This is a genomic window from Lysobacter helvus, from assembly GCF_018406645.1.
Classification (GTDB): domain Bacteria; phylum Pseudomonadota; class Gammaproteobacteria; order Xanthomonadales; family Xanthomonadaceae; genus Noviluteimonas; species Noviluteimonas caseinilytica.
This window is the reverse complement of record NZ_AP024546.1, coordinates 2882577-2903033: the sequence shown is the minus strand read 5'-3', so window position 1 is coordinate 2903033 and position 20457 is coordinate 2882577. Positions and strand designations below refer to the sequence as shown.

Here is a 20457-nt window from a genome sequence, read left to right as displayed (position 1 = left end):
CCTTACGCGGCCGCATCGCCGATCCCCTGTTCTGCCAGGTGCTTGCGGAATTCCGCCTGTCGCCGGGTCCGATCAAGTACCTGCCCCTTCAGCTGGCCGCATGCGGCATCGATGTCGTCGCCACGCGTCCTGCGGACCGTGGCCAGCACGCGCGCTTCCTGCAAGGTTTTCTGGAAGGCGCGGATGTCTTCGTCGGCCGAGCGCTCGAAGCGCGTGCCGGGGAAGGGATTGAACGGAATCAGGTTGACCTTCGCCGCGTCCTTCATCTGCACGGCGTTGTCGAACTTGTGCATCAGGCGCGCGAGTTGCTTCGCATGCTGCGGCTGGTCGTTGACGCCCTTCATCAGCGTGTATTCGAAGGTGATCGAACTGCCGCGCTTGCGCGCAACGTAACGCTCGCACGAGGCCATGAGCTCGGCGATCGGGTACTTCTTGTTGAGCGGCACCAGCTCGCTGCGCAGCTCGTCGTTCGGCGCATGCAGCGACACGGCGAGCGACACGTCGCTCACCTCGCCCAGCTTGTCGATCATCGGCACCATGCCGGCGGTGGACAGCGTGACGCGCTTGTTGGCCAGGCCGAAGCCCAGGTCGTCGCGCATCACGCTCATCGCGCGCACGACGTTGTCGAAATTCATCAGCGGCTCGCCCATGCCCATCATCACCACGTTGGTGAGCTTGCGCTGGCGATGCGGCACGTTGCCCAGGTGCTTCGCGGCCACCCACACCTGGCCGATGATCTCGGCGGTGGAGAGGTTGCGGTTGAAGCCCTGCGTGGCGGTGGAACAGAACTGGCAGTTGAGCGCACAGCCCACCTGCGACGACACGCACAGCGTGCCGCGGCCCTTGTCGGGGATGAAGACGGTTTCGATGGCGTTGCCGCCATCCATGCCGAGCAGCCACTTGTGCGTGCCGTCCAGCGAAGGCTTTTCGAACTGCACCTTCGGCACGAGCACGTGCGCGCTGTCCTCGAGCTTGGCGCGCAGCGCCTTGCCGAGGTCGGTCATTTCATTGAAGTCGGTGACGTGGCGATGGTGGATCCACTTCATCACCTGGTGGGCGCGGAAACGCTTCTCGCCGAGCGTGTCGGCGAAGAAGCGCTCCAGTCCCTCGCGATCGAGGTCGAGCAGGTTCTGCTTGGCGGCGATCGCGGTCATGTCGCTCAACGCGTGTAGACGTCCGTGGCCGGGAAGAAGTACGCGATTTCGATCGCGGCATTTTCCAGCGAGTCGGAACCGTGCACGGCATTGGCGTCGATCGAATCGGCGAAGTCGGCGCGGATCGTGCCCGGCGCGGCATCCTTCGGATTGGTGGCGCCCATCAGGTCGCGGTTCTTCAGCACGGCGCCTTCGCCTTCCAGTGCCTGGATCATCACCGGACCGGAGCTCATGAAGTTGACCAGCGCGCTGAAGAACGGGCGCTCGCGGTGCACGGCGTAGAAACCTTCCGCTTCCTGCTTCGACAGGTGCTTCATCTTGGCGGCCACGACCTTCAGGCCGGCCTTCTCGAAACGGGAATAGATTTCGCCGACGACGTTCTTGGCAACGGCATCGGGCTTGATGATCGAAAGGGTGCGCTCCAGCGCCATGGGGAAACTCTCCGGGCTAATGTCGGACCCGTCTTTGCGCGGGGCCGAAGATAACAGAAAAACCCGCGGCGGGACGCGGGTTTAGCCGATATGGCTGGCGGCGATTCTAACCACTGAACACGTTCGATGCACGCGTGGAACCCTGTCGCGTTCACCGGGGCGTGGGGTGCGCGGCGTTGACGATACGTCGGCGTACGGACTAGCATCAAACAAGCGTTTGATTCGAACGGCCGCTTGCCGGCCCCGCAGCGAGACCCCGCCATGACCGCCACCGCCCATTTCTCCACCAAGGACCGGATCCTCGGTGCCGCCGAAGAACTGTTCGCCCAGTACGGGTTTTCCGGCACGTCGCTGCGCCAGGTGACCAGCCGTGCCGACGTCAACATCGCCGCGGTCAACTACCACTTCGGCAGCAAGGAAAACCTGGTCAACGAGGTCTTCCGCCGCCGCATGGACGACATGAGCGCCGCGCGCCTGGCCGCGTTGAAAGTTGCCCAGAAGGACCACCCGGGCGACCTCGAACCCATCCTCGCCGCCTTCGTCGAACCGGCGCTGGCGATGGCGCAGGACCGCCACGGCGGCGGCGCCTTCATCCGCGTGATCGCCCGCGCCTACGCGGAAAAGAACGACGGCCTGCGCAAGTTCCTCTCCGACCAGTACGGCCACGTGCTGCGCGATTTCGCGAAGGCGATCGCCGGCTGCATGCCGGGGCTGACGAAGGAAGCGCTGTACTGGCGGCTGGATTTCCTGTCCGGCGCACTCACCTATGCCATGGCGGATTTCGGCCTGATCAAGCGGCCGTCCGGCGTCTCCGAATCCGCACATCGCGAGCACGCGGCGAAGGAGTTGATCCGCTTCGCGGCGGCCGGCTTCAAGAGTTGAAGTGGTTTCTCAAGAACACGATCTTTCACATTTCGTTTCAAGGACTTAAGAAACATGTCTAAGAACTTGCTTGTGCGCCGCGCCGCGGTGCTCGGGGCTGGTGTCATGGGGGCGCAGATCGCCGCGCACCTCACCAATGCGGGCGTCGACACGGTGTTGTTCGACCTCCCGGCGAAGGAAGGCGATCCGAACGGGATCGCTGCGAAGGCGATCGCGAACCTCGCGAAGCTCTCGCCTGCCCCGCTCGCCACCGCATCGCTCGCCGAACGCATCGTGCCGGCCAACTACGACACGGGCCTGGAACTGCTGCGCGGCTGCGACCTGGTGATCGAAGCGATCGCCGAACGCATGGACTGGAAGCAGGACCTGTACAAGCGCATCGCGCCGTTCGTGCCGGACCACGCGGTGCTCGCCAGCAACACCTCGGGCCTCGGTATCGATGCGCTCGCCGGCGTACTGCCCGAAGCCCTGCGCCACCGCTTCTGCGGCGTGCACTTCTTCAACCCGCCGCGCTACATGCACCTGGCGGAACTCATCCCGGCGAAGACCACCGAGCCCGCCATCCTCGCCGCGCTCGAGTCCTTCCTCGTCACCACGCTCGGCAAGGGCGTGGTGATCGCCAAGGACACGCCGAACTTCATCGGCAACCGCATCGGCGTGTTCTCGATGCTGGCCGCGATGCACCACACCGAACAGGGCAAGCTCGGCTTCGACACCGTCGATGCGCTGACGGGCCCGGCGATCGGCCGCCCGAAGTCGGCGACGTATCGCACGGCCGACGTCGTCGGCCTCGACACGATGGCGCACGTCATCAAGACGATGGCCGACACGCTGCCGGATGATCCGTGGCACGCGTACTTCCAGGCGCCGGCTTGGCTGCAGGCCCTCGTGTCGAAGGGCGCGCTCGGGCAGAAGGCCGGTGCGGGCTTCTACACCAAGCGCGGCAAGGACATCCTCGTCCTCGACCTCGCGGCGCAGGACTACCGCGCGTCGAACAGCGACATCGATCCGGACGTCGCCGCGCTGCTCAAGGAACGCGACCCCGCGAAGAAGTTCGCCGCCCTGCGCGCGAGTACGCATCCGCAGGCGCAGTTCCTGTGGAACTGCTTCCGCGACACCTTCCACTACAGCGCCTACCACCTGGCCGACATCGCCGACACCGCGCGCGACGTCGACCTCGCGCTGCGCTGGGGCTACGGCTGGTCGCTCGGTCCGTTCGAAACCTGGCAGGCCGCGGGCTGGAAGCAGGTCGCCGACTGGATCGCCGAAGACATCGTGGGCGGCAAGGCGATGAGCACGGCGCCGCTGCCGGACTGGGTGTTCGATGGCCGCGATGGCGTGCATGCGCCGACGGGCAGCTTCAGCCCCGCGCGCAACGCGATGGTGCCGCGCTCCGACAACCCGGTGTACGCGCGCCAGCGCTTCCCCGATCCGCTGCTGGGCGAGAAGGCCTCGCAGGGCCGCACCGTGTTCGAGAACGACGGCGTGCGCATGTGGGTGGACGAAGGCGACGACATCGCCGTCGTCGGCTTCAAGACCAAGCTGCACACGGTGAACGACCAGGTGCTGTCCGGCCTGCAGGAAGCCGTGGCGATCGCCGAACGCGACTTCCGCGGCCTGGTGATCTGGCAACCGAAGGAACCCTTCTCCGCCGGCGCGGACCTCGCCGGTGCGCTGGGCCTGTTGCAGGCCGGCGACGTCAAGGGGTTCGAAGCGATGGTCGCGCAGTTCCAGGCGACCAGCCAGCGCATCAAGTACGCGCTGGTGCCCGTCGTCGCCGCGGTGCGCGGGCTCGCGCTCGGCGGCGGCTGCGAATTCCAGATGCACGCGGCGCGCACGGTGTTCGGGCTCGAAAGCTATGTCGGCCTCGTCGAAGCGGGCGTCGGCTTGCTGCCTGCGGGTGGCGGCCTGAAGGAACTCGCGGTGCGTGCGTCCGACGCGGCCGGCCCCGGCGGCGATGTGTTCGCGCAGCTCAAGACCGCGTTCGAAAGCGTCGCGATGGGCAAGGTGTCGACCTCCGCGTTCGAAGCGAAGGCGCTCAAGCTCGCGCGCGACGGCGACCCGGTCGTGTTCAACGCCTACGAGCTGCTGCACGTCGCCCGCGCGCATGCCCGCGCGCTGGCCGAAGGCGGCTATCGCCCGCCCCTGCCCGCGCGCCGCGTGCAAGTCGCCGGCGACGTCGGCATCGCCACGTTCAAGATGATGCTCGTCAACATGCTGGAAGGCCGCTTCATCTCGCCGCACGACTACGAAATCGCTACGCGCATCGCCACCGTGCTGTGCGGCGGCGAGATCGATCGCGGTTCGCTGGTCGACGAAGACTGGCTGCTGCGCCTGGAACGCGAACACTTCGTCGCGCTGGCGCAGATGCCGAAGACCCAGGAACGCATCGCGCACATGCTGAAGACCGGCAAGCCGCTCAGGAACTGAGAACGCACATGACCACCAAGCAAATGCAGGACGCCTACATCGTCGCCGCCACCCGTACGCCGGTCGGCAAGGCGCCGCGCGGCGTGTTCCGCAACACCCGTCCCGACGACATGCTCGCGCACGTGCTGCACAGCGTGGTCGCGCAGGCGCCGGGCATCGACGTTTCGCGCATCGACGACGCCATCATCGGCTGCGCGATGCCCGAGGCCGAGCAAGGCATGAACGTGGCGCGCATCGGCCTGCTGCTCGCCGGTTTGCCGCACACCATCGCGGCGCAGACGATCAACCGCTTCTGTTCGTCGGGCTTGCAGGCCGTCGCGCTGGCCGCCGACCAGATCCGCATGGGCCACGCCGACCTGATGCTCGCCGGCGGCACCGAATCGATGTCGATGGTGCCGATGATGGGCAACAAGGTCGCCTTGAGCCCGCAGGTGTTCGCGAACAACGACAACGTCGCGATCGCCTACGGCATGGGCATCACCGCCGAGAAAGTGGCCGAACAGTGGAAGGTGTCGCGCGAAGACCAGGATGCGTTCGCGCTCGCCTCGCACCAGAAGGCGATCGCGGCGATCCAGGCCGGTGAGTTCACCTCCGAGATCTCGCCGTATGAAGTGATCTCGCACCTGCCCGACGGCAACGTGATCCAGGAAGTCCGCCGCAAGGTCGCCATCGACGAAGGTCCGCGCCTGGACAGCACGCTCGAAGGGCTCGCCAAGCTCAAGCCCGTGTTCCGCAACGGTCAGTTCGGCGGCACGGTCACGGCGGGCAACAGTTCGCAGATGAGCGATGGTGCGGCGGCGGTGCTGCTGGCTTCGGAACAGGCGATCAAGGACTACGGCCTCACGCCGCTCGCGAAGTTCTCGAGCTTCGCGGTCGCAGGCGTCAAACCCGACATCATGGGCATCGGCCCGATCGCCGCGATTCCGAAGGCGTTGCAGCGCGCCGGCCTCACGCTCGACCAGATCGACTGGATCGAACTCAACGAAGCCTTCGCTGCGCAGGCGCTGGCGGTGATCCGCGACAGCAAGCTGGATCCGTCGAAGGTCAATCCGCTGGGCGGCGCGATCGCGCTCGGCCATCCGCTCGGTGCGACCGGCGCGGTGCGCACCGCGACGATCGTGCACGGCCTCCAGCGCCGCCAGCAGAAGTACGGCCTGGTGACGATGTGCATCGGCACCGGCATGGGCGCCGCGGGCATCTTCGAACGCGTGTGACCTAGGTGGCGCGCGCCTTCCAGGCGTCGCGCCACTGCGCGGACCAGTAACTCGCCTGCGCGGCGAGGAAGCCCACCGGCTTGTACGCCGGGTCCAGGCCGTAACGCGAGAGTTCCTTCCAACCTTCGTCGCCGTGCGCAATGCCGGCGGCGACGGTTTCGCCGCCGAACGTCGTCGGCGCCACGCCGTGGCCCCCGAACGCCTGCGCCAGCCACAGACCGTCATCGATGCGCCCGACCTGCGGCATCTCATGCCGCGCGTAACTCATCAGGCCCGACCACGCGAAGTCCACGCCCACGCCATCGAGCTGCGGGAACACGCGGTGCAGGTCGCGCCGCAACACGCGTTCGACCGCGCGCGCGTCGCGGTTGAGGATCGAGATGCGACCGCCCCACAGCAGGCGCGTATCGGGCAGCGGGCGGTAGTAATCGAATGCGAAGCGCGTGTCGTACACCGCGGCGCGCGTGCGCATCGCATCGTGCAGGCGATCGCCGAGCGGTTCGGTGACCATCACGTAGGTGGCGATCGGCAACACGCTGGCGTCCACGTCGCGGCGCAATCCTGCGAGGTAACCGCCGCAGGCCAGCACGACGTGCTCGGCATCGATCTCCGCCGAGGCGGTGCGCACCTTCCAGCCGGCGCCCTGGCGTTCCAGCGCGACGACCGGCGCGTGCTCGTGGATGCGCACGCCCTGCCCTTCGGCCGCCGCCGCGATGCCGCGCGCGTATTTCAGCGGATGGAAGTGGAAGGCCTGCGGTTCGAACAAGGCGTCGGTGTAGCGATCGGTGCGCAGCACGTCGCGGACCTGTTCGCGCGGCATCCATTGCCAGTCGACGCCGAAAGATTCCTGCAGCAGGCGCTGGCGCGCGCGCAGCACGTCCGGATCGCGGAACCAGTTCGCCCAGATCACGCCGGCATCGGTGCGCTCGCAGTCGATCGCGTAACGATCGGTGCGCGCGCGGATCAATTCCACTGCGTCGAGCGTGCCGCGATACAGCGCACGGGCGCGATCGGGTCCGAGGTCGTGCAGCAACGCGCCCTCGCCGCGCGAGAACCCGCCGAACACGAAGCCGCCGTTGCGACCCGACGCGCCGTGGCCCACGGTCTCCGCTTCGAGCAACACGACGTCGCGCACGCCGCGTTCGGCCAGGCCGAGCGCCGTGTTCAATCCCGCGAAGCCGCCCCCCACGATGCAGACGCGCGTCGCACTTCTGCCCGACGGCGCGGGCCTCGGGGCCGACGCGGGGACGGTTGCGCGGTAATAGCTGACGGGCGGGCTGGACATCGTGGCGGCGAGCACGTGTGATGGCGCCATGGACATCCATCGCGCCGACAAAGCCTACCGCAACCGCAGCCTCGCCCTGCTCGCGCTCGTCGCGGCGCTGTGCGGCGTGTTGCTGTGGCAACTCAACACGTGGCTCGCGCACATGGGCGCCGTGCTGCATTCCAGCGATCCCGGCAGCACGTACACGTGGTTGCGCCGCCTCTTCGCCGCGCTCGGCCTGGGCCTGGCCTTGCCCGCCGGCGCACTGGGCATTGCGATGCGTCGCTTCGCCCTGGCCAGTCGCCTCGAAGGCCGCTTCCCGCCGCGCGACTGGAAAACCTGGCGCGACGTGCGCGTGCTGCGCGACCGCGACGCGTTCGCCTGGGCGCGCCGCGTCGAAGTGTTCGGCACCGCCCTGCTCGCCCTCGCCGCGATCCTGCTGGCGTGGACGGCGTATGCGTGGTGGCGTTACGGCTGACGCGCGACGCGTTACTTCAGTTCGACCACGCCCAGTTCGTCCAGCGCCGTCTGCATCGTCTTCGCAGCGGCCTCGCTCAGCGTCTCGTGGTCCAGCGCGTAGCGGATCGTCGCTTCGATCAGGCCGATGTGCGTGCCGCAGTCGAAGCGCGTGCCCTTGAAGCGATAGGCATCGACGGGCGCTTCCTTCAACAGCGCGGCGATCGCATCGGTCAGCTGGATCTCGCCGCCGGCGCCGGGCTTCACCTGTTCCAGCAGGTCGAAGATGCGCGGGCTGAGCACGTAGCGGCCGACGACGGCGAGCGTGCTCGGCGCGTCCTTCGGATCGGGCTTCTCGACGATCGCGTTGATGCGGCCCTGGCGGCCGGTGAATTCGTCGGTGTCGACGATGCCGTAGCTGCCGGTCTTGTCGGCGGGCACGTTCTGCACCGCGAGCACGCTGGCGCCCGTGGCCTGCGCGTGGTCGGACATCTGTTTCAGTGCGCCGGGGCCGCGGTTCCAGATCAGGTCGTCGGGCAGCAGCACGGCGAAGGGTTCGTCCCCCACGACAGGCTTGGCGCACAACACGGCGTGTCCCAGGCCCAGGGCTTCGGCCTGCGTCACGAACACCGCGCGCACGTGCGGCGGCAGCACGTTGCGCACCAGTTCCAGCTGCTCGTGCTTGCCGGCGCGTTCGAGTTTCTGTTCGAGCTCGTAGGCCTTGTCGAAGTAATCGGCGACCGCGTGCTTGTAGCGGTTGGTCACGAAGACGAGCGTTTCGCAGCCGGCTTCGATGGCTTCGTCCACCGCGTACTGGATCAGCGGCTTGTCGATGATCGGCAGCATTTCCTTCGGCACCGTCTTGGTGGCCGGCAGGAAGCGCGTGCCGAGCCCGGCGACGGGGAAGACGGCGGTGCGGATGCGTTTGTTGGTGGGGGTCATCAGGTTTTGCGTGCGTTGCGTGCGGGGAAGGCCACCACGGTGGCTGGCGCGACGTGCACAACAGGTGCAGGCGAGAATTCCGGCACGGCGGACCGCAGTTGCTTGAACAGGGCGTCGACGTCGTAGCGCGCGGTGGCTTCGCGCAGGACGCGCAGCGCTTCGAACGTGGCTTCGCCCGGCACGGCCCGCGCTTCGGCCTGCAGGATCTTCGGGTGCGACGTGGGGCGATAGCGCTCGTCGGCGTGGAAGAGCGTCTCGTGCAGCTTCTCGCCGGGGCGCAGGCCCGAGTACACGATCGCGATGTCGCGGCCCGGTTGCTTGCCCGCCAGGCGGATCATCTGCTCGGCGAGCAGGCGGATCGCGACGGGTTCGCCCATGTCGAGCGTGTACACCGCTTCGTGCGAACCGATCGCCGAGGCCTGCAGGATCAGCTGGCAGGCTTCCGGGATCGTCATGAAGAAGCGCGTGACTTCCGGATCGGTGACCGTCACCGGCCCGCCCTTGCGGATCTGTTCGCGGAACAGCGGCACCACGCTGCCGGCCGAATCGAGCACGTTGCCGAACCGCACGGTGACGAAGCGCGTGGAGCGCCGGTCCGCCATCGCCTGGCACGCCATTTCCGCCAGGCGCTTGGTGGCGCCGAGCACGTTGACCGGATCGACCGCCTTGTCGGTGGAGATCAGCACGAAGGTGCCGACGCCCGCTTCGCGGCATGCGACGGCCACGGTTTCGGTGGCGAGCACGTTGTTGCGCACGGCTTCGCGCAGTTGCGCTTCGAGCAACGGCACCTGCTTGTAGGCGGCGGCATGGAAGACGGCGTCCGGTTCGGCGAGGCGCAAGGCATGCGCGACGACGGCGGGATCGCCGCAGTCGCCGAGGACCGGCACGCAGTCCAGGTCCGGGAAATCGCGGTGCAGGTCGGTGACGATCGTGGTCAGCGCGAGTTCGTCGATCTCGACGACCGCCACGCGGCGCGCACCGTGCTTTGCGCACTGGCGGCACAGCTCCGCGCCGATCGAACCACCGCCGCCGGTGACCAGCACCGAGCGCCCGCCGAGCCAGCCGCGGATCGACTTCCAGTCCGGCATCACCGGGCTGCGGCCGAGCAAGTCTTCGATCGCGACTTCCTTCAGTTCGCCCGGCAACGAACGCCCTTCGAGCATGTCGTCCAGGCGCGGCACCATGCGGAACGGCAGGCCCGTGCGTTCGCATGCGGCGACCACGCGCTGCAGCAGCGAGGCGTGCACGGACGGCATCGCGATGACCAGCAGGCGCGCCGCGGTTTCGCGTGCGATCTCTTCGATCGAAGCGATCTGCCCGAGCACGGGCACGCCCTGCACCTTGCTGCCGCGCAACTGCGCCGCGTCGTCGAGGAAGCCGACGGGTTCGTAGGCACCGGTGCGGCGCAGGTCGCGCACGAGCGCTTCGCCCGCGCGGCCGGCGCCGAGGATCAGCACGCGCACCGCGGCGGTGCGGTTGCGCGCGAGGGTGTGTTCCTTCCACGCGCGGTACACCAAGCGCGGCGCGCCCAGCAGGCCGACCAGCGCGAAGGGATACAGCAGCAGCACCGTGCGCGGGACTTCGTCGAGCCGGTTGTAGAGGAACAGGCCCAGGCCGATCGCGATCGTGCCGAAGATCGCGGCCTTGGCCAGGTTGAACAGGTCGGGCACGCTGGCAAAGCGCCACAGGCCGCGGTACAGGCCCACGCGCCACAGCACCAGGCCCTGCGCGAGCAGGACGATCGCGTCCTCGGTGGACCACAGCGGTTGCCGGGTGGCGATTTCGGCCAGCGAATAGCGCAACAGGCGCAATCCATGCCAGCACAGCCACACCATGGCCAGGTCGTGCAGCACGACGGCCGATCGCGGCAGTGCAGAGGCCCATTGCATGCGCCAGGTCTTCATTGTCCGGTGGTCTCCTTCACCGCGGGGGGTTCCGTTCCTTGCCTCGTCGGTCCTTGCAGCCACCGCCAGAGCCCGGCGCCGGCGGTATACCACGCGAGGCAGGACAAGAACACGACAACGGGGGTCGCGCAGGACAGCGCGTGCATGAGTGCGATCGCCACCAGGGTCCATCCGGCATAGGCCAGCGTGACGGGCATGTGAGTCCCGCGCCTGCGGGCCCACGCCTGGTAGGCGTGCTGGGCGTGCGGTTCCCACCAGCGTTCGCCGCGCAGCACGCGGCGCGCCAGGGTCAGCGTCGCGTCGATCACGAAGGCGGAAATGGGCAGGCACCAAGCCAGGGCAGCGACCGGCGATGCGTTGCCGATGCGCCCGACGATGAGCGCGGCGATGGCGAACCCGAGCGCCCCGCTGCCGACGTCGCCGAGGAAGATGCGCGCCTTCGGCACGTTGAAGGGCAGGAAGCCGAGCGTCGCGGCGGCGAGCACGAGCGCCCACGTCGTCCACGTGTCGCGGCCCGCGATGGCGACCGCGCCGGCGACGAGGACCGCCTGCGTCGCAGCGATGCCGTCGATGCCATCCATGAAGTTCCAGATGTTCGTCAGCACGAGCGCCAGCCCGAAGGCGACGACGGCATGCCAGCCACTTCCGGTGGCCCACCACGTGGCCCATGCGAGCAACGCGGCGGCGACGCCATGCACCAGCAGGCGCAACCACGGGGACATCGACGCGTGGTCATCCAGCAGGCCGACGAGTGCGACGAGCGCGAGGCCCGGCAGTGTGCCTTGCAGGAGGCGGACGTCGACCGAGCCGGCACGCACGGCCAGCAGCAGCACGCCCGCGAGCAGCAGGGCCACGACGATCCCGATGCCACCGCCGCGCGGCGTGGGCACCGTATGCGCGCGACGTTCGCCGGGCGAATCGAGCAACGCATGGCGCAACGCATAACGCCGCGCGAGCCAGGTTCCGCCTGCCCCGATCGCGAAGCACGCCAGCAGCAGCGCAGACAGGGTCATCAAACGACCGCGTAGTTCAGCAGCGGCTTCACCGAACCCCATTCCTTGCAGCTGGGGCATTGCCAATGGTGCGCGCGTGCGCCGAAGCCGCAGCGGTTGCAGCGGTAGCTCGGGTTGCGCACCAGCAACTGGTCCGTGATGTGCTTGAGGTCGTGCAGCGTCGCGGTGGGATCGGCGCCGTCGGCGAGCGTGAGGTCGATGAGTGCCGCTTCGCCGCGCACGGACGGACGATCCTTCAACTGCAGCGCGAGCCATTCGCGCGCGGCGGGCACGCCCTGCTCCGCTTCCACCATCTGCGTCAGCGCCAGCACGGGGGCGACGCCGCGGTAGTGTTCGATCATCTCGCCGAGGAAGTTGCGCGCGCCCGGCGCATCGCCGACGCGGTCGTAGCACGGCAAGAGTTGCGGGAGGATTTCCGGCAAGTAGTCCGGATCGATGCGCGCCACGCGTTCGAACGCGCGGATGGCGGCGCCGTCGTTGCCGGCTTCCAGTTCGATGCGGCCTTCGAGGATGCCGGCGCGCACGGAGTTGGCGTCGGCTTCGTACGCGCGTGCGACGGCGGCGCGTGCGGCTTCGTTCTCGCCCGCGGCGCGATGGCGGTCGGCGAGTTCGCATTCGAACTGCGCGACCAGCTTGCCCATCGGCTCGCCGGTGGCTTCCTCGAAGCGCGTGGCGTTCTCGATCGCCTTGCCCCAGTCGCGCTCGGCCTGGTAGATGCCGATCAAATGCTTGAGCGCCTGCGGGGCGCGCATGTCCAGGCGCACGAGATCGGTGAACACCGTTTCGGCGCGATCGAGCAGGCCCGATCGCATGTAGTCCTCGCCCAGTGCGAGCAGTGCCTGGACCTTCTGCTGGTCCGACAGGTCGGGGCGTTGCACGAGCGCCTGGTGCAGCCGGATCGCGCGGTCCACTTCGCCGCGACGCCGGAACAGATGCCCCAGCGCCACCTGCGTCTCGAACGTGTCCTTGTCGAGCTCGGCGATGCGCAGGAAGACTTCGATCGCCTTGTCGGGCTGTTCGTTGAGCAGGTAGTTCAGGCCGCGGAAGTACGTGGTGGACAGGCGGCTGACCTGCGTGTCGCTATGGCGTTCGCCGCCGCGCCGGCCGATCAGCCAGCCGCTCGCCGCCGCGATGGGCAGCAGCAGGAAGAACCAGAACCACTCGTTGATGAAGGCCACCGATCAGGATCCTTGCGGGAACGTGGGCGGCGGCGGCGCCGCGGACTGCGCGCGACGCAGGCGCTGGCGCATGGGCCACACGACACTCGCCGCGAGCGCGAGGCCGCCGGCGAGGAAACCGACCAGCACGGCGATCAGCACCACCACGCCCAGCGAAGCGGACGCGTTGGCGAACCCGAGATCGAGCACGGCAGGTTGGGGATTGAGGACGCCGACGACGAGGCCCGCCACGAGGCAGGCAACGGCGAACAGGAAGCGGAACACTCGGATCATCGTTGCCGCGGCTCCATCGCGTGGTCCGGTTGCGAGGGCCACCAGCTTAGCCGAGGCCTCGAGGGATCAGGCATCGGGCTCGACGGGCAACACGTCGCTGACGCGTTCGCGCAGCTCCTTGCCCGGCTTGAAATGCGGAACATGCTTGCCCGGGAGGGCGACGGAATCGCCGGTCTTCGGGTTGCGCCCCAGGCGCGGCGGACGGTAGTGCAGCGAGAAGCTGCCGAATCCGCGGATTTCGATGCGCTCGCCGCCGGACAGCGACGCGCCCATCATTTCGAGCAGCGACTTCACCGCGAGATCGACGTCGTCCGCCTTCAGGTGGCCCTGGCGCGCGGAGAGGATCTCGATCAGTTCGGACTTGGTCATGCAGTGCGGCTCGTCGGTCGCAGGAATGGGCAGCTTTACGAAGAGCGGGGTGTACGAACGGCGGCCCGAATGACCGGGCCGCCGTCGTGCTTTGTTGCCTTACTCGGACTTGTTGCTGTTGAGCTGCTCGCGCAACAGGGCACCCAACTTGGTGGTCCCGCTGGCGGCGTCCGACACCTTGTTGTACTCGGCCATGGCTTCGGCGGTATCCGCTTCGTCCTTGGCCTTGATCGACAGCTGCAGCGTGCGGCCCTTGCGGTCCATGCCGATGAACTTCGCTTCGACCTGGTCGCCCACCTTGAGGTGCTGGCTGGCATCGTCCACGCGGTCGTACGAGATGTCGCGCGCCGAGACGTAGCCTTCCACGCCGTCGCCGAGGTCGATCGTCGCACCCTTGGCGTCGACTTCCTTGACGGTGCCCTTGACCTTCGTGCCCTTCGGATTGGTCGCCATGTACTGGCCGAACGGATCCTGCTCGAGCTGCTTGACGCCGAGCGAGATGCGCTCGCGTTCCGGGTCGACGGCCAGGACCACGGCTTCCAGCGTGTCGCCCTTCTTGTAGTTGCGCGCCACGTCTTCGCCGGTGGAGTTCCAGCTGATGTCCGACAGGTGGATCAGGCCATCGATACCGCCGTCCAGGCCGATGAAGATGCCGAAGTCGGTGATCGACTTGATCTGGCCCGACACCTTGTCGTTCTTCTTGTGGATGGCCGCGAAGGTCTCCCACGGATTGCTGGTGACCTGCTTCATGCCGAGCGAGATGCGGCGACGCTCTTCATCGACGTCGAGCACCATGACCTGCACTTCGTCACCGACCTGCACGACCTTGGACGGGTTGACGTTCTTGTTGGTCCAGTCCATTTCGGACACGTGGACCAGGCCTTCCACGCCCGGCTCGATCTCGACGAACGCGCCGTAATCGGTGACGTTGCTGACCTTGCCGAACACGCGGGTGTTGGCCGGGTAGCGACGCGCGATGTTGTCCCACGGATCCTCGCCCAGCTGCTTCAGGCCGAGGCTGACGCGGTTGCGCTCGCGGTCGTACTTGAGCACGCGGACGTCCAGCTCCTGGCCGACTTCCACGACTTCGGACGGATGGCGCACGCGCTTCCAGGCCATGTCGGTGATGTGCAGCAGGCCGTCGATGCCACCGAGGTCCACGAACGCGCCGTAGTCGGTGAGGTTCTTGACGACGCCCTTGAGCACGGCGCCTTCGACCAGCTTCTCGAGCAGCTGCTCGCGCTCTTCCGAATGTTCGCTCTCGACCACCGCACGGCGGGAGACGACGACATTGTTGCGCTTGCGGTCGAGCTTGATGAGCTTGAACTCGAGTTCCTTGCCTTCCAGGTACACCGGGTCGCGCACGGGGCGCACATCGACCAGCGAGCCCGGCAGGAACGCGCGGACGTCCTTGATGTCGACGGTGAAACCGCCCTTGACCTTGCCGCTGATGCGGCCGGTGATCGTTTCGTTCTTCTCGAGCGCCTGCTCGAGTTCGTCCCACACCATCGCGCGCTTGGCCTTCTCGCGGGACAGCACGGTTTCGCCGAAGCCGTTCTCGAGCGAGTCGAGCGCGACCTTCACTTCGTCGCCCACGCCCACGTCGATCTCGCCGGCGTCGTTGCGGAACTGTTCGATGGGCACGATGCCTTCGGACTTGAGGCCGGCGTTGATCACGACGACGTCGGTACGCACCTCGACCACGATGCCGGTGACGATGGAACCCGGCTTGAGCTTGGCGAGTCCGGCCTGGCTCTCTTCAAACAGTTCGGCAAAAGATTCGGTCATTGCAGCTGACATTAGGGAATTCTCAGGTGGCGCTTCGGGATGAAGGGCCAGGGGGTTGGAGGAATGGAACCCGCCGCGCGGGATGCGCGGAGAGCGGTTGCCTGCAGTGCGGGGCTTCGGCGAAGCGTGGCGTCAGCGCGCCGGCAGCAAGGCCAGCACGCGTTCGACGACGGCGTCGATCGAAAGCCCGGTGGTGTCGATGCGGACGGCGTCATCGGCCGGCCGCAAGGGCGCCACCGCCCGGTTCGCATCGCGTGCGTCACGGGCGAGGATCTCGCGCAGCAGGCCGGGCAATGTAACGGAAACTCCTTTTTCCTTCAACTGCTTATAGCGCCTTTCGGCCCTTTCGTCGGCGCTGGCGGTGAGGAACACCTTGATGCCGGCGTCGGGGAAGATCACGGTCCCCATGTCGCGGCCGTCGGCCACCAGGCCCGGGGCGCGGCGGAAGGCGCGCTGGCGATCCTTGAGGGCGGCCCGCACTTCGGGGATGGCGGCGATGGCCGAGGCCGCGGCACCGGCCGTTTCCGTCCGAAGCTCATCGGTGGCGTCCAGGCCGTTGACGATCACGCGGGGCTCGTCGCCCACTTCGTCCCCGAACTCGATCTCGGTATCGAAGGTGCAGCGGACCAGGGCCGAGGCGTCGGACAGGTCGATGTCGGCCCAGCTGGCCGCGATGCCCACCGCCCGGTACAGCGCGCCGGAGTCCAGGTAATGCCAGCCCAGGGCGCGGGCCACGTGGCGGCTGATGGTCCCCTTGCCGGAGCCGGAGGGGCCGTCGATGGTGAGGACGGGGGCGCGGGACGGGTCGATCGGGGCGTCGGTCATGGGGCGGGATTGTAACTGCGTGCCGCAACCACTTGAGCGGGCGAAGAAAAGCCGGCAGAATGCGCGGCTTCGCGTTACCGCCCTGCCCGTCGCACCCTGCGGCGCGCATTCCATCCATCCGATTCGTTGCCGAGGTTCGTCATGAAGGTCCTGTCCTCCCTGAAGTCCGCGAAGGCCCGTCACCGCGACTGCAAGGTGGTCCGCCGTCGTGGCAAGGTCTTCGTGATCTGCAAGTCCAACCCGCGTTTCAAGGCGCGCCAGCGCTGATACGCAGTTCCTTGCGATCAAACGAAAGCCGCCGCAAGGCGGCTTTCTCGTTTCCGCGGCCAGTGATGCCCGGAACCGTGACGGGGGCGTAATCCCGTCCCCTGCATCCTTGTGCTTACAATCCGCCCCATTCACAAGGGGAGTGCTCGCGATGAACATGCGTACCGTGGTGCCGATGTTGTTCGCCCTCGCCTTCGCCGGCGCCGCCTTCGCGCAGGAAGCGACCCCGCAGGCCGTCGTGACCGAGGGCGACACGCTCCTCGTCGAGCGCGTGCAGCAGGAAAACAGCGCGGCCATGCCGGCGCGCGGCATGACGATGCAGCAGGTCGAAGCGAAGTACGGCAAGCCGGCCGACCAGCTCGACCCGCGCGGCGGCCAGAAGCGCCAGTGGCCGACCATCAACCGCTGGACCTACCCCACCTTCACCGTCTACTTCGAAAAGAGCCGCGTCATCGATGCGGTGGCCAACAAGGCCGACGCCAACGAAGTAGGCCCGAAACCCGCGATCCGCTGATGCCCGAAGCCCTCCTCCGCTCCGACCAGGAGCGGTTCCCCGCGGAATGGGAACCCCAGTCCGCGGTCCTCATCGCCTGGCCGCACGCCGACACCGACTGGGCCGCGCGCCTGGGCGACGTCGAAGAAACCTACATCGCGCTCGTCGCCGCGCTCGTGCCCCGCACGAACGTGGTGGTCTGCGTGGCCGACGCCGACCTGCAGACGTATGCCGAAGCGCGCCTGCGTTCCTCGCGCGTCGACCTGTCGCGCGTGCGTTTCGTCGAAGTCGACTACGACGACACGTGGCTGCGCGATTCCGGCCCGATCACCCTGCGCACGCCGAACGGCTTCAAGCTGCTCGATTTCCGATTCACCGGCTGGGGCGGCAAATTCGAAGCGAGTCGCGACGACCAACTGATCGAACACCTCGTCGACGCCGGCGTGTTCACCGATGCCACGCGCGAATCGATCGACTTCGCGCTGGAAGGCGGCGCGATCGAAACCGACGGCGCCGGCACGCTGCTCACCACGTGGACGTGCCTGCACGAACGCCATCCGGACCTGTCGCGCACGCAGCTCGACAAGCGACTGCGCGACTGGCTCGTGCAGGATCGCGTGCTGTGGCTCGACCACGGGTATCTCGAAGGCGACGACACCGACGCTCATATCGACACGCTGGCGCGCTTCGCGCCGGACGACGCGATCGTGTTCCAGGCCTGCGACGACGAATCCGATTCACACTTCATCGAGCTCCGCGCGATGGCCGAAGACATCGCCGCATTGCGCACGCGCGACGAAGAACCGTATCGCCTGTATCCGCTGCCGTGGGCCAAGCCCATCGTCGACGAAGGCCGTCGCCTCGCCGCCTCGTATGCGAACTTCCTGATCGTGGATGGCGCGGTGCTCATGCCGGCGTACGGCGATACCGCCGACGATGCCGCGGCCGCCGTCATGGCGCAGGCCTTCCCGGGCCGCGAGATCGTGCAGGTGCCGTGCCGTTCGCTGATCTGGCAGAACGGCAGCCTGCACTGCATCACCATGCAATTGCCGCAAGGATTGATCCGATGACCGCGAAGAAGACCCTGCCCGTCGCGCTGATCCAGGAACGCAACCACGGCGGCGCGGAAGAGAACCTCGCGGTCATCGAAGCGCGCGTCGCGGAAGCCGCCAGGCGCGGCGCGAAGCTCGTGCTGTTGCAGGAACTGCACAACGGCCCGTACTTCTGCCAGCACGAAGACGTCAGCGAATTCGACCTCGCCGAAAAAATCCCGGGCCCCAGCACCGAACGCCTGGCCGCGCTCGCGAAACAACACCGCGTCGTGCTGGTGAGCTCGCTGTTCGAAAAGCGCGCGGCGGGCCTGTACCACAACACCGCGGTCGTCTTCGACGCCGACGGCAGCACCGCCGGCAAGTACCGCAAGATGCACATCCCGGACGATCCGGGCTTCTACGAAAAGTTCTACTTCACGCCCGGCGACCTCGGCTTCGAACCGATCGACACGTCGGTCGGCCGCCTCGGCCTGATGGTGTGCTGGGACCAGTGGTATCCCGAAGGCGCGCGCCTGATGGCGCTCGCCGGCGCGGAACTGCTGCTGTATCCCACCGCGATCGGCTGGGATCCGGACGACGACCAGGCCGAGAAGGATCGCCAGCGCAACGCGTGGATCCTCAGCCACCGCGGCCACGCCGTCGCCAACGGGCTGCCGGTGCTGAGCTGCAATCGCGTCGGTCATGAAGCCTCGCCGCTCGGCACGTCGGGCATCCAGTTCTGGGGCTCGAGCCACGTGCTGGGGCCGCAGGGTGAATTCCTGGCCGAGGCCAAGGGCGAGCCCGAAATCCTGATGGCCGAAGTCGACATGGCCCGCAGCGAACACGTCCGCCGCATCTGGCCGTTCCTGCGGGATCGCCGGATCGACGCTTACGGCGACCTGCTGAAGCGGTATCGCGACTAGTTTTTTCGGCGGGGCCGACAAACGGTCTTCCAGATACGAACGGTCGTGCTATTGTCCGCCGCCATGACCACCCTGACCGCCACGTCGAAAGGCGCCGCCACCCGCGAATCCATCGTGGCCCGCGCCTACGACATCGCCCGCGCCTCCGGCGTGGAAGGCCTGTCGATCGGCCCGCTGGCCACCGCGGTCGGCATGTCGAAGAGCGGCGTGTTCGCGCACTTCGGTTCGCGCGAAGACCTGCAGCTCGCCGTCCTGGAAGAAGCCGCGCTGCGCTTCGGCAACGCCGTGCTCATCCCCGCGCTGGCGCAACCGCGTGGCCTGCCGCGCGTGCGCGCCATCATGCGCAACTGGTTCGAATGGGTGCGCGGCACGCAGCGCGGTGGCTGCGTGCTGGTCGGCTCCGTCATGGAATACGACGACCGGCCCGGCGTGTTGCGCGACCAGGTGCTGCACAACGAAACGCGCTGGCGCGCCGAACTTCATCGCGCCGTGCAGCAGGCGATCGATTGCGGCCACCTCGCCGCCGACGACGTCGAACAATGCGTCTTCGAGCTCTACGCCATTCCCCTCGCCGCCCACCACGAAGCCGGCCTGTTCGGCTACGACGTGGCGCGACACCACGGCGACCGCGCGATCGAGCGCTGGATCGCCCACCACGCCCCACGCTGATCCTTCGCGGAGTTCCCCCATGACCATCGCCGCCTCCAGAATTAGCACGACCGTTCGATCCGCCCTTCCCCTGCTGTGGATGCGCGCCGTCATGCGTGTCGGGAGCGCGTTCGATCCGGCCGCGACGTTGCGCCGCGCTGGCGCGTTGTTCTCCACGCCGTTCGAAAGCAGCCGCGCGCGGGCGTTGCAGGCGCCGGTGGGCGATGCGACCTGCGACAGCTTCGACCTCGATGGCCACCGCATCGCGACGTATGCGTGGGGCGATCCGGCATCGCAGCCCTACGTGTTGTTCGCGCACGGCTGGTCGAGCCATGGCACGCGTTTCCTGGCGTGGGTGCCGGCGTTGCGCGCGGCGGGTTACGCCGTCGTCGCGTTCGACCAGCCCGCGCACGGGCGCAGCACCGGCGAACGCACCACGCTGCCGGATTTCGCCAGCACGCTGCTCGCCGTCGCACGCCGCTTCGGGCCGGCGGCGGCGTTGGTCGCGCATTCGCTCGGGGGGGCCGCCGCCAGCGTTGCGCTCGCGCAGGGCCTGCAGGCCGAACGCATCGTGCTGATCGCCCCCGCCGCCGATCCCGAAGACGCCGCTTACCGCTTCGCGCGTCTGGTGCGCCTGCCGCAGCGGCTGTGGCGTGGACTCATCGCCGGTTTCGAAGCGAGCGTGGGCGTCACCTTCGACAGCCTGCAGGCGCACCACACGGTGCCGCGCATCGGCCGCCCCGCGCTGATCGTCCACGACGTGGAAGACCAGGAAGTGCCGTGGGCCGAAGGCGAGCGTTACGCGCGCTACTGGGCGGACTCGCGCCTGCTCAGCACGCAGGGCCTGGGCCACAACCGCATCGCGGGCGACGCCGGCGTCATCGCCGCGGCGCTGCGCTTCCTGCGCGGCGAAGCGGTGGGCGAACGCGTGGTGTCTTCGCCGAATCTGCCCTTCGGCCTCGCTTGAACGGG

At 67.8% G+C, this 20457-nt stretch carries 21 protein-coding genes; 10 read left to right on the top strand and 11 right to left on the bottom strand.

Going from position 1 to position 20457, the window contains the following annotated elements:
• Positions 1-2 precede the first annotated feature (2 nt).
• A complete protein-coding gene (rlmN, locus tag LYSHEL_RS14200; protein ID WP_213434702.1) occupies positions 3-1154 on the bottom strand; it encodes a dual-specificity RNA methyltransferase RlmN in 1152 nt (383 codons plus the stop codon).
• Between the two features lie 5 nt (positions 1155-1159).
• Complete coding sequence (gene ndk, locus LYSHEL_RS14195; protein ID WP_213434701.1) at positions 1160-1585, bottom strand: nucleoside-diphosphate kinase; 426 nt, start codon at positions 1583-1585, stop codon at positions 1160-1162.
• Positions 1586-1846: 261 nt separating this feature from the next.
• On the opposite strand from ndk, the gene LYSHEL_RS14190 reads away from it, so the two are divergent.
• From LYSHEL_RS14190 to LYSHEL_RS14180, 3 genes are read left to right on the top strand one after another with little or no spacing between them, the layout of a single operon-like run.
• Complete coding sequence (locus LYSHEL_RS14190; RefSeq protein ID WP_213434700.1) at positions 1847-2467, top strand: TetR/AcrR family transcriptional regulator; 621 nt, start codon at positions 1847-1849, stop codon at positions 2465-2467.
• Between the two features lie 54 nt (positions 2468-2521).
• A complete protein-coding gene (locus LYSHEL_RS14185; RefSeq protein WP_213434699.1) occupies positions 2522-4897 on the top strand; it encodes a 3-hydroxyacyl-CoA dehydrogenase/enoyl-CoA hydratase family protein in 2376 nt (791 codons plus the stop codon).
• Between the two features lie 8 nt (positions 4898-4905).
• Positions 4906-6111 carry an acetyl-CoA C-acyltransferase gene (locus tag LYSHEL_RS14180; protein WP_213434698.1) on the top strand — a complete coding sequence of 402 codons (1206 nt, stop codon included), beginning with the start codon at positions 4906-4908 and terminating at the stop codon, positions 6109-6111.
• A gap of 1 nt (position 6112) precedes the next feature.
• On the opposite strand, the gene LYSHEL_RS14175 is transcribed toward LYSHEL_RS14180, so the two are convergent.
• Positions 6113-7426 (bottom strand): NAD(P)/FAD-dependent oxidoreductase, encoded by a 1314-nt coding sequence (locus LYSHEL_RS14175; protein WP_244858556.1) that lies wholly within the window; start codon positions 7424-7426, stop codon positions 6113-6115.
• Between LYSHEL_RS14175 and LYSHEL_RS14170 the strand changes: the two genes are divergently transcribed.
• Entirely contained in the window at positions 7425-7853 is a 429-nt protein-coding gene (locus LYSHEL_RS14170) for a hypothetical protein (RefSeq protein ID WP_213434697.1), read from the top strand. The genes LYSHEL_RS14175 and LYSHEL_RS14170 overlap by 2 nt on opposite strands.
• A gap of 11 nt (positions 7854-7864) precedes the next feature.
• Here LYSHEL_RS14170 and galU read toward each other — a convergent pair whose 3' ends face one another.
• From galU to cmk, 8 genes are all read right to left on the bottom strand, one after another.
• Positions 7865-8773 carry a UTP--glucose-1-phosphate uridylyltransferase GalU gene (galU, locus tag LYSHEL_RS14165; protein WP_213434696.1) on the bottom strand — a complete coding sequence of 303 codons (909 nt, stop codon included), beginning with the start codon at positions 8771-8773 and terminating at the stop codon, positions 7865-7867.
• Positions 8773-10677, bottom strand: coding sequence for a polysaccharide biosynthesis protein (locus LYSHEL_RS14160; RefSeq protein ID WP_213434695.1), 1905 nt, complete (start codon positions 10675-10677; stop codon positions 8773-8775). The genes galU and LYSHEL_RS14160 overlap by 1 nt, the downstream gene beginning before the upstream one ends.
• Positions 10674-11690, bottom strand: coding sequence for an MraY family glycosyltransferase (locus LYSHEL_RS14155; protein ID WP_213434694.1), 1017 nt, complete (start codon positions 11688-11690; stop codon positions 10674-10676). Before LYSHEL_RS14155 ends, LYSHEL_RS14160 begins: the two co-directional genes overlap by 4 nt.
• On the bottom strand, positions 11690-12868 hold the full coding sequence (gene lapB / locus LYSHEL_RS14150) for a lipopolysaccharide assembly protein LapB (RefSeq protein WP_213434693.1): 1179 nt from the start codon (positions 12866-12868) through the stop codon (positions 11690-11692). Before lapB ends, LYSHEL_RS14155 begins: the two co-directional genes overlap by 1 nt.
• 3 nt (positions 12869-12871) lie before the next feature.
• Positions 12872-13141 (bottom strand): LapA family protein, encoded by a 270-nt coding sequence (locus LYSHEL_RS14145; RefSeq protein WP_213434692.1) that lies wholly within the window; start codon positions 13139-13141, stop codon positions 12872-12874.
• 66 nt (positions 13142-13207) lie between these two features.
• Positions 13208-13510: an integration host factor subunit beta gene (locus tag LYSHEL_RS14140; RefSeq protein WP_213434691.1), complete on the bottom strand. Its 303-nt coding sequence runs from the start codon at positions 13508-13510 to the stop codon at positions 13208-13210.
• 99 nt (positions 13511-13609) lie between these two features.
• Complete coding sequence (rpsA, locus tag LYSHEL_RS14135; protein WP_213434690.1) at positions 13610-15298, bottom strand: 30S ribosomal protein S1; 1689 nt, start codon at positions 15296-15298, stop codon at positions 13610-13612.
• Between the two features lie 132 nt (positions 15299-15430).
• A complete protein-coding gene (gene cmk / locus LYSHEL_RS14130) occupies positions 15431-16123 on the bottom strand; it encodes a (d)CMP kinase (protein WP_213434689.1) in 693 nt (230 codons plus the stop codon).
• 141 nt (positions 16124-16264) lie between these two features.
• On the opposite strand from cmk, the gene ykgO reads away from it, so the two are divergent.
• The 6 genes from ykgO (at position 16265) to LYSHEL_RS14100 (ending at position 20452) form a co-directional block, all read left to right on the top strand.
• Positions 16265-16390 (top strand): type B 50S ribosomal protein L36, encoded by a 126-nt coding sequence (gene ykgO / locus LYSHEL_RS14125; RefSeq protein WP_010342887.1) that lies wholly within the window; start codon positions 16265-16267, stop codon positions 16388-16390.
• A 151-nt stretch (positions 16391-16541) separates the two neighbouring features.
• Entirely contained in the window at positions 16542-16904 is a 363-nt protein-coding gene (locus tag LYSHEL_RS14120; protein WP_213434688.1) for a hypothetical protein, read from the top strand.
• On the top strand, positions 16904-17953 hold the full coding sequence (locus tag LYSHEL_RS14115) for an agmatine deiminase family protein (RefSeq protein WP_213434687.1): 1050 nt from the start codon (positions 16904-16906) through the stop codon (positions 17951-17953). The genes LYSHEL_RS14120 and LYSHEL_RS14115 overlap by 1 nt, the downstream gene beginning before the upstream one ends.
• On the top strand, positions 17950-18837 hold the full coding sequence (locus LYSHEL_RS14110; RefSeq protein ID WP_213434686.1) for a carbon-nitrogen hydrolase: 888 nt from the start codon (positions 17950-17952) through the stop codon (positions 18835-18837). Before LYSHEL_RS14115 ends, LYSHEL_RS14110 begins: the two co-directional genes overlap by 4 nt.
• 63 nt (positions 18838-18900) lie before the next feature.
• On the top strand, positions 18901-19506 hold the full coding sequence (locus LYSHEL_RS14105) for a TetR/AcrR family transcriptional regulator (RefSeq protein WP_213434685.1): 606 nt from the start codon (positions 18901-18903) through the stop codon (positions 19504-19506).
• A gap of 91 nt (positions 19507-19597) precedes the next feature.
• Entirely contained in the window at positions 19598-20452 is an 855-nt protein-coding gene (locus LYSHEL_RS14100) for an alpha/beta hydrolase (RefSeq protein WP_244858554.1), read from the top strand.
• The last annotated feature ends 5 nt before the right edge of the window (positions 20453-20457 follow it).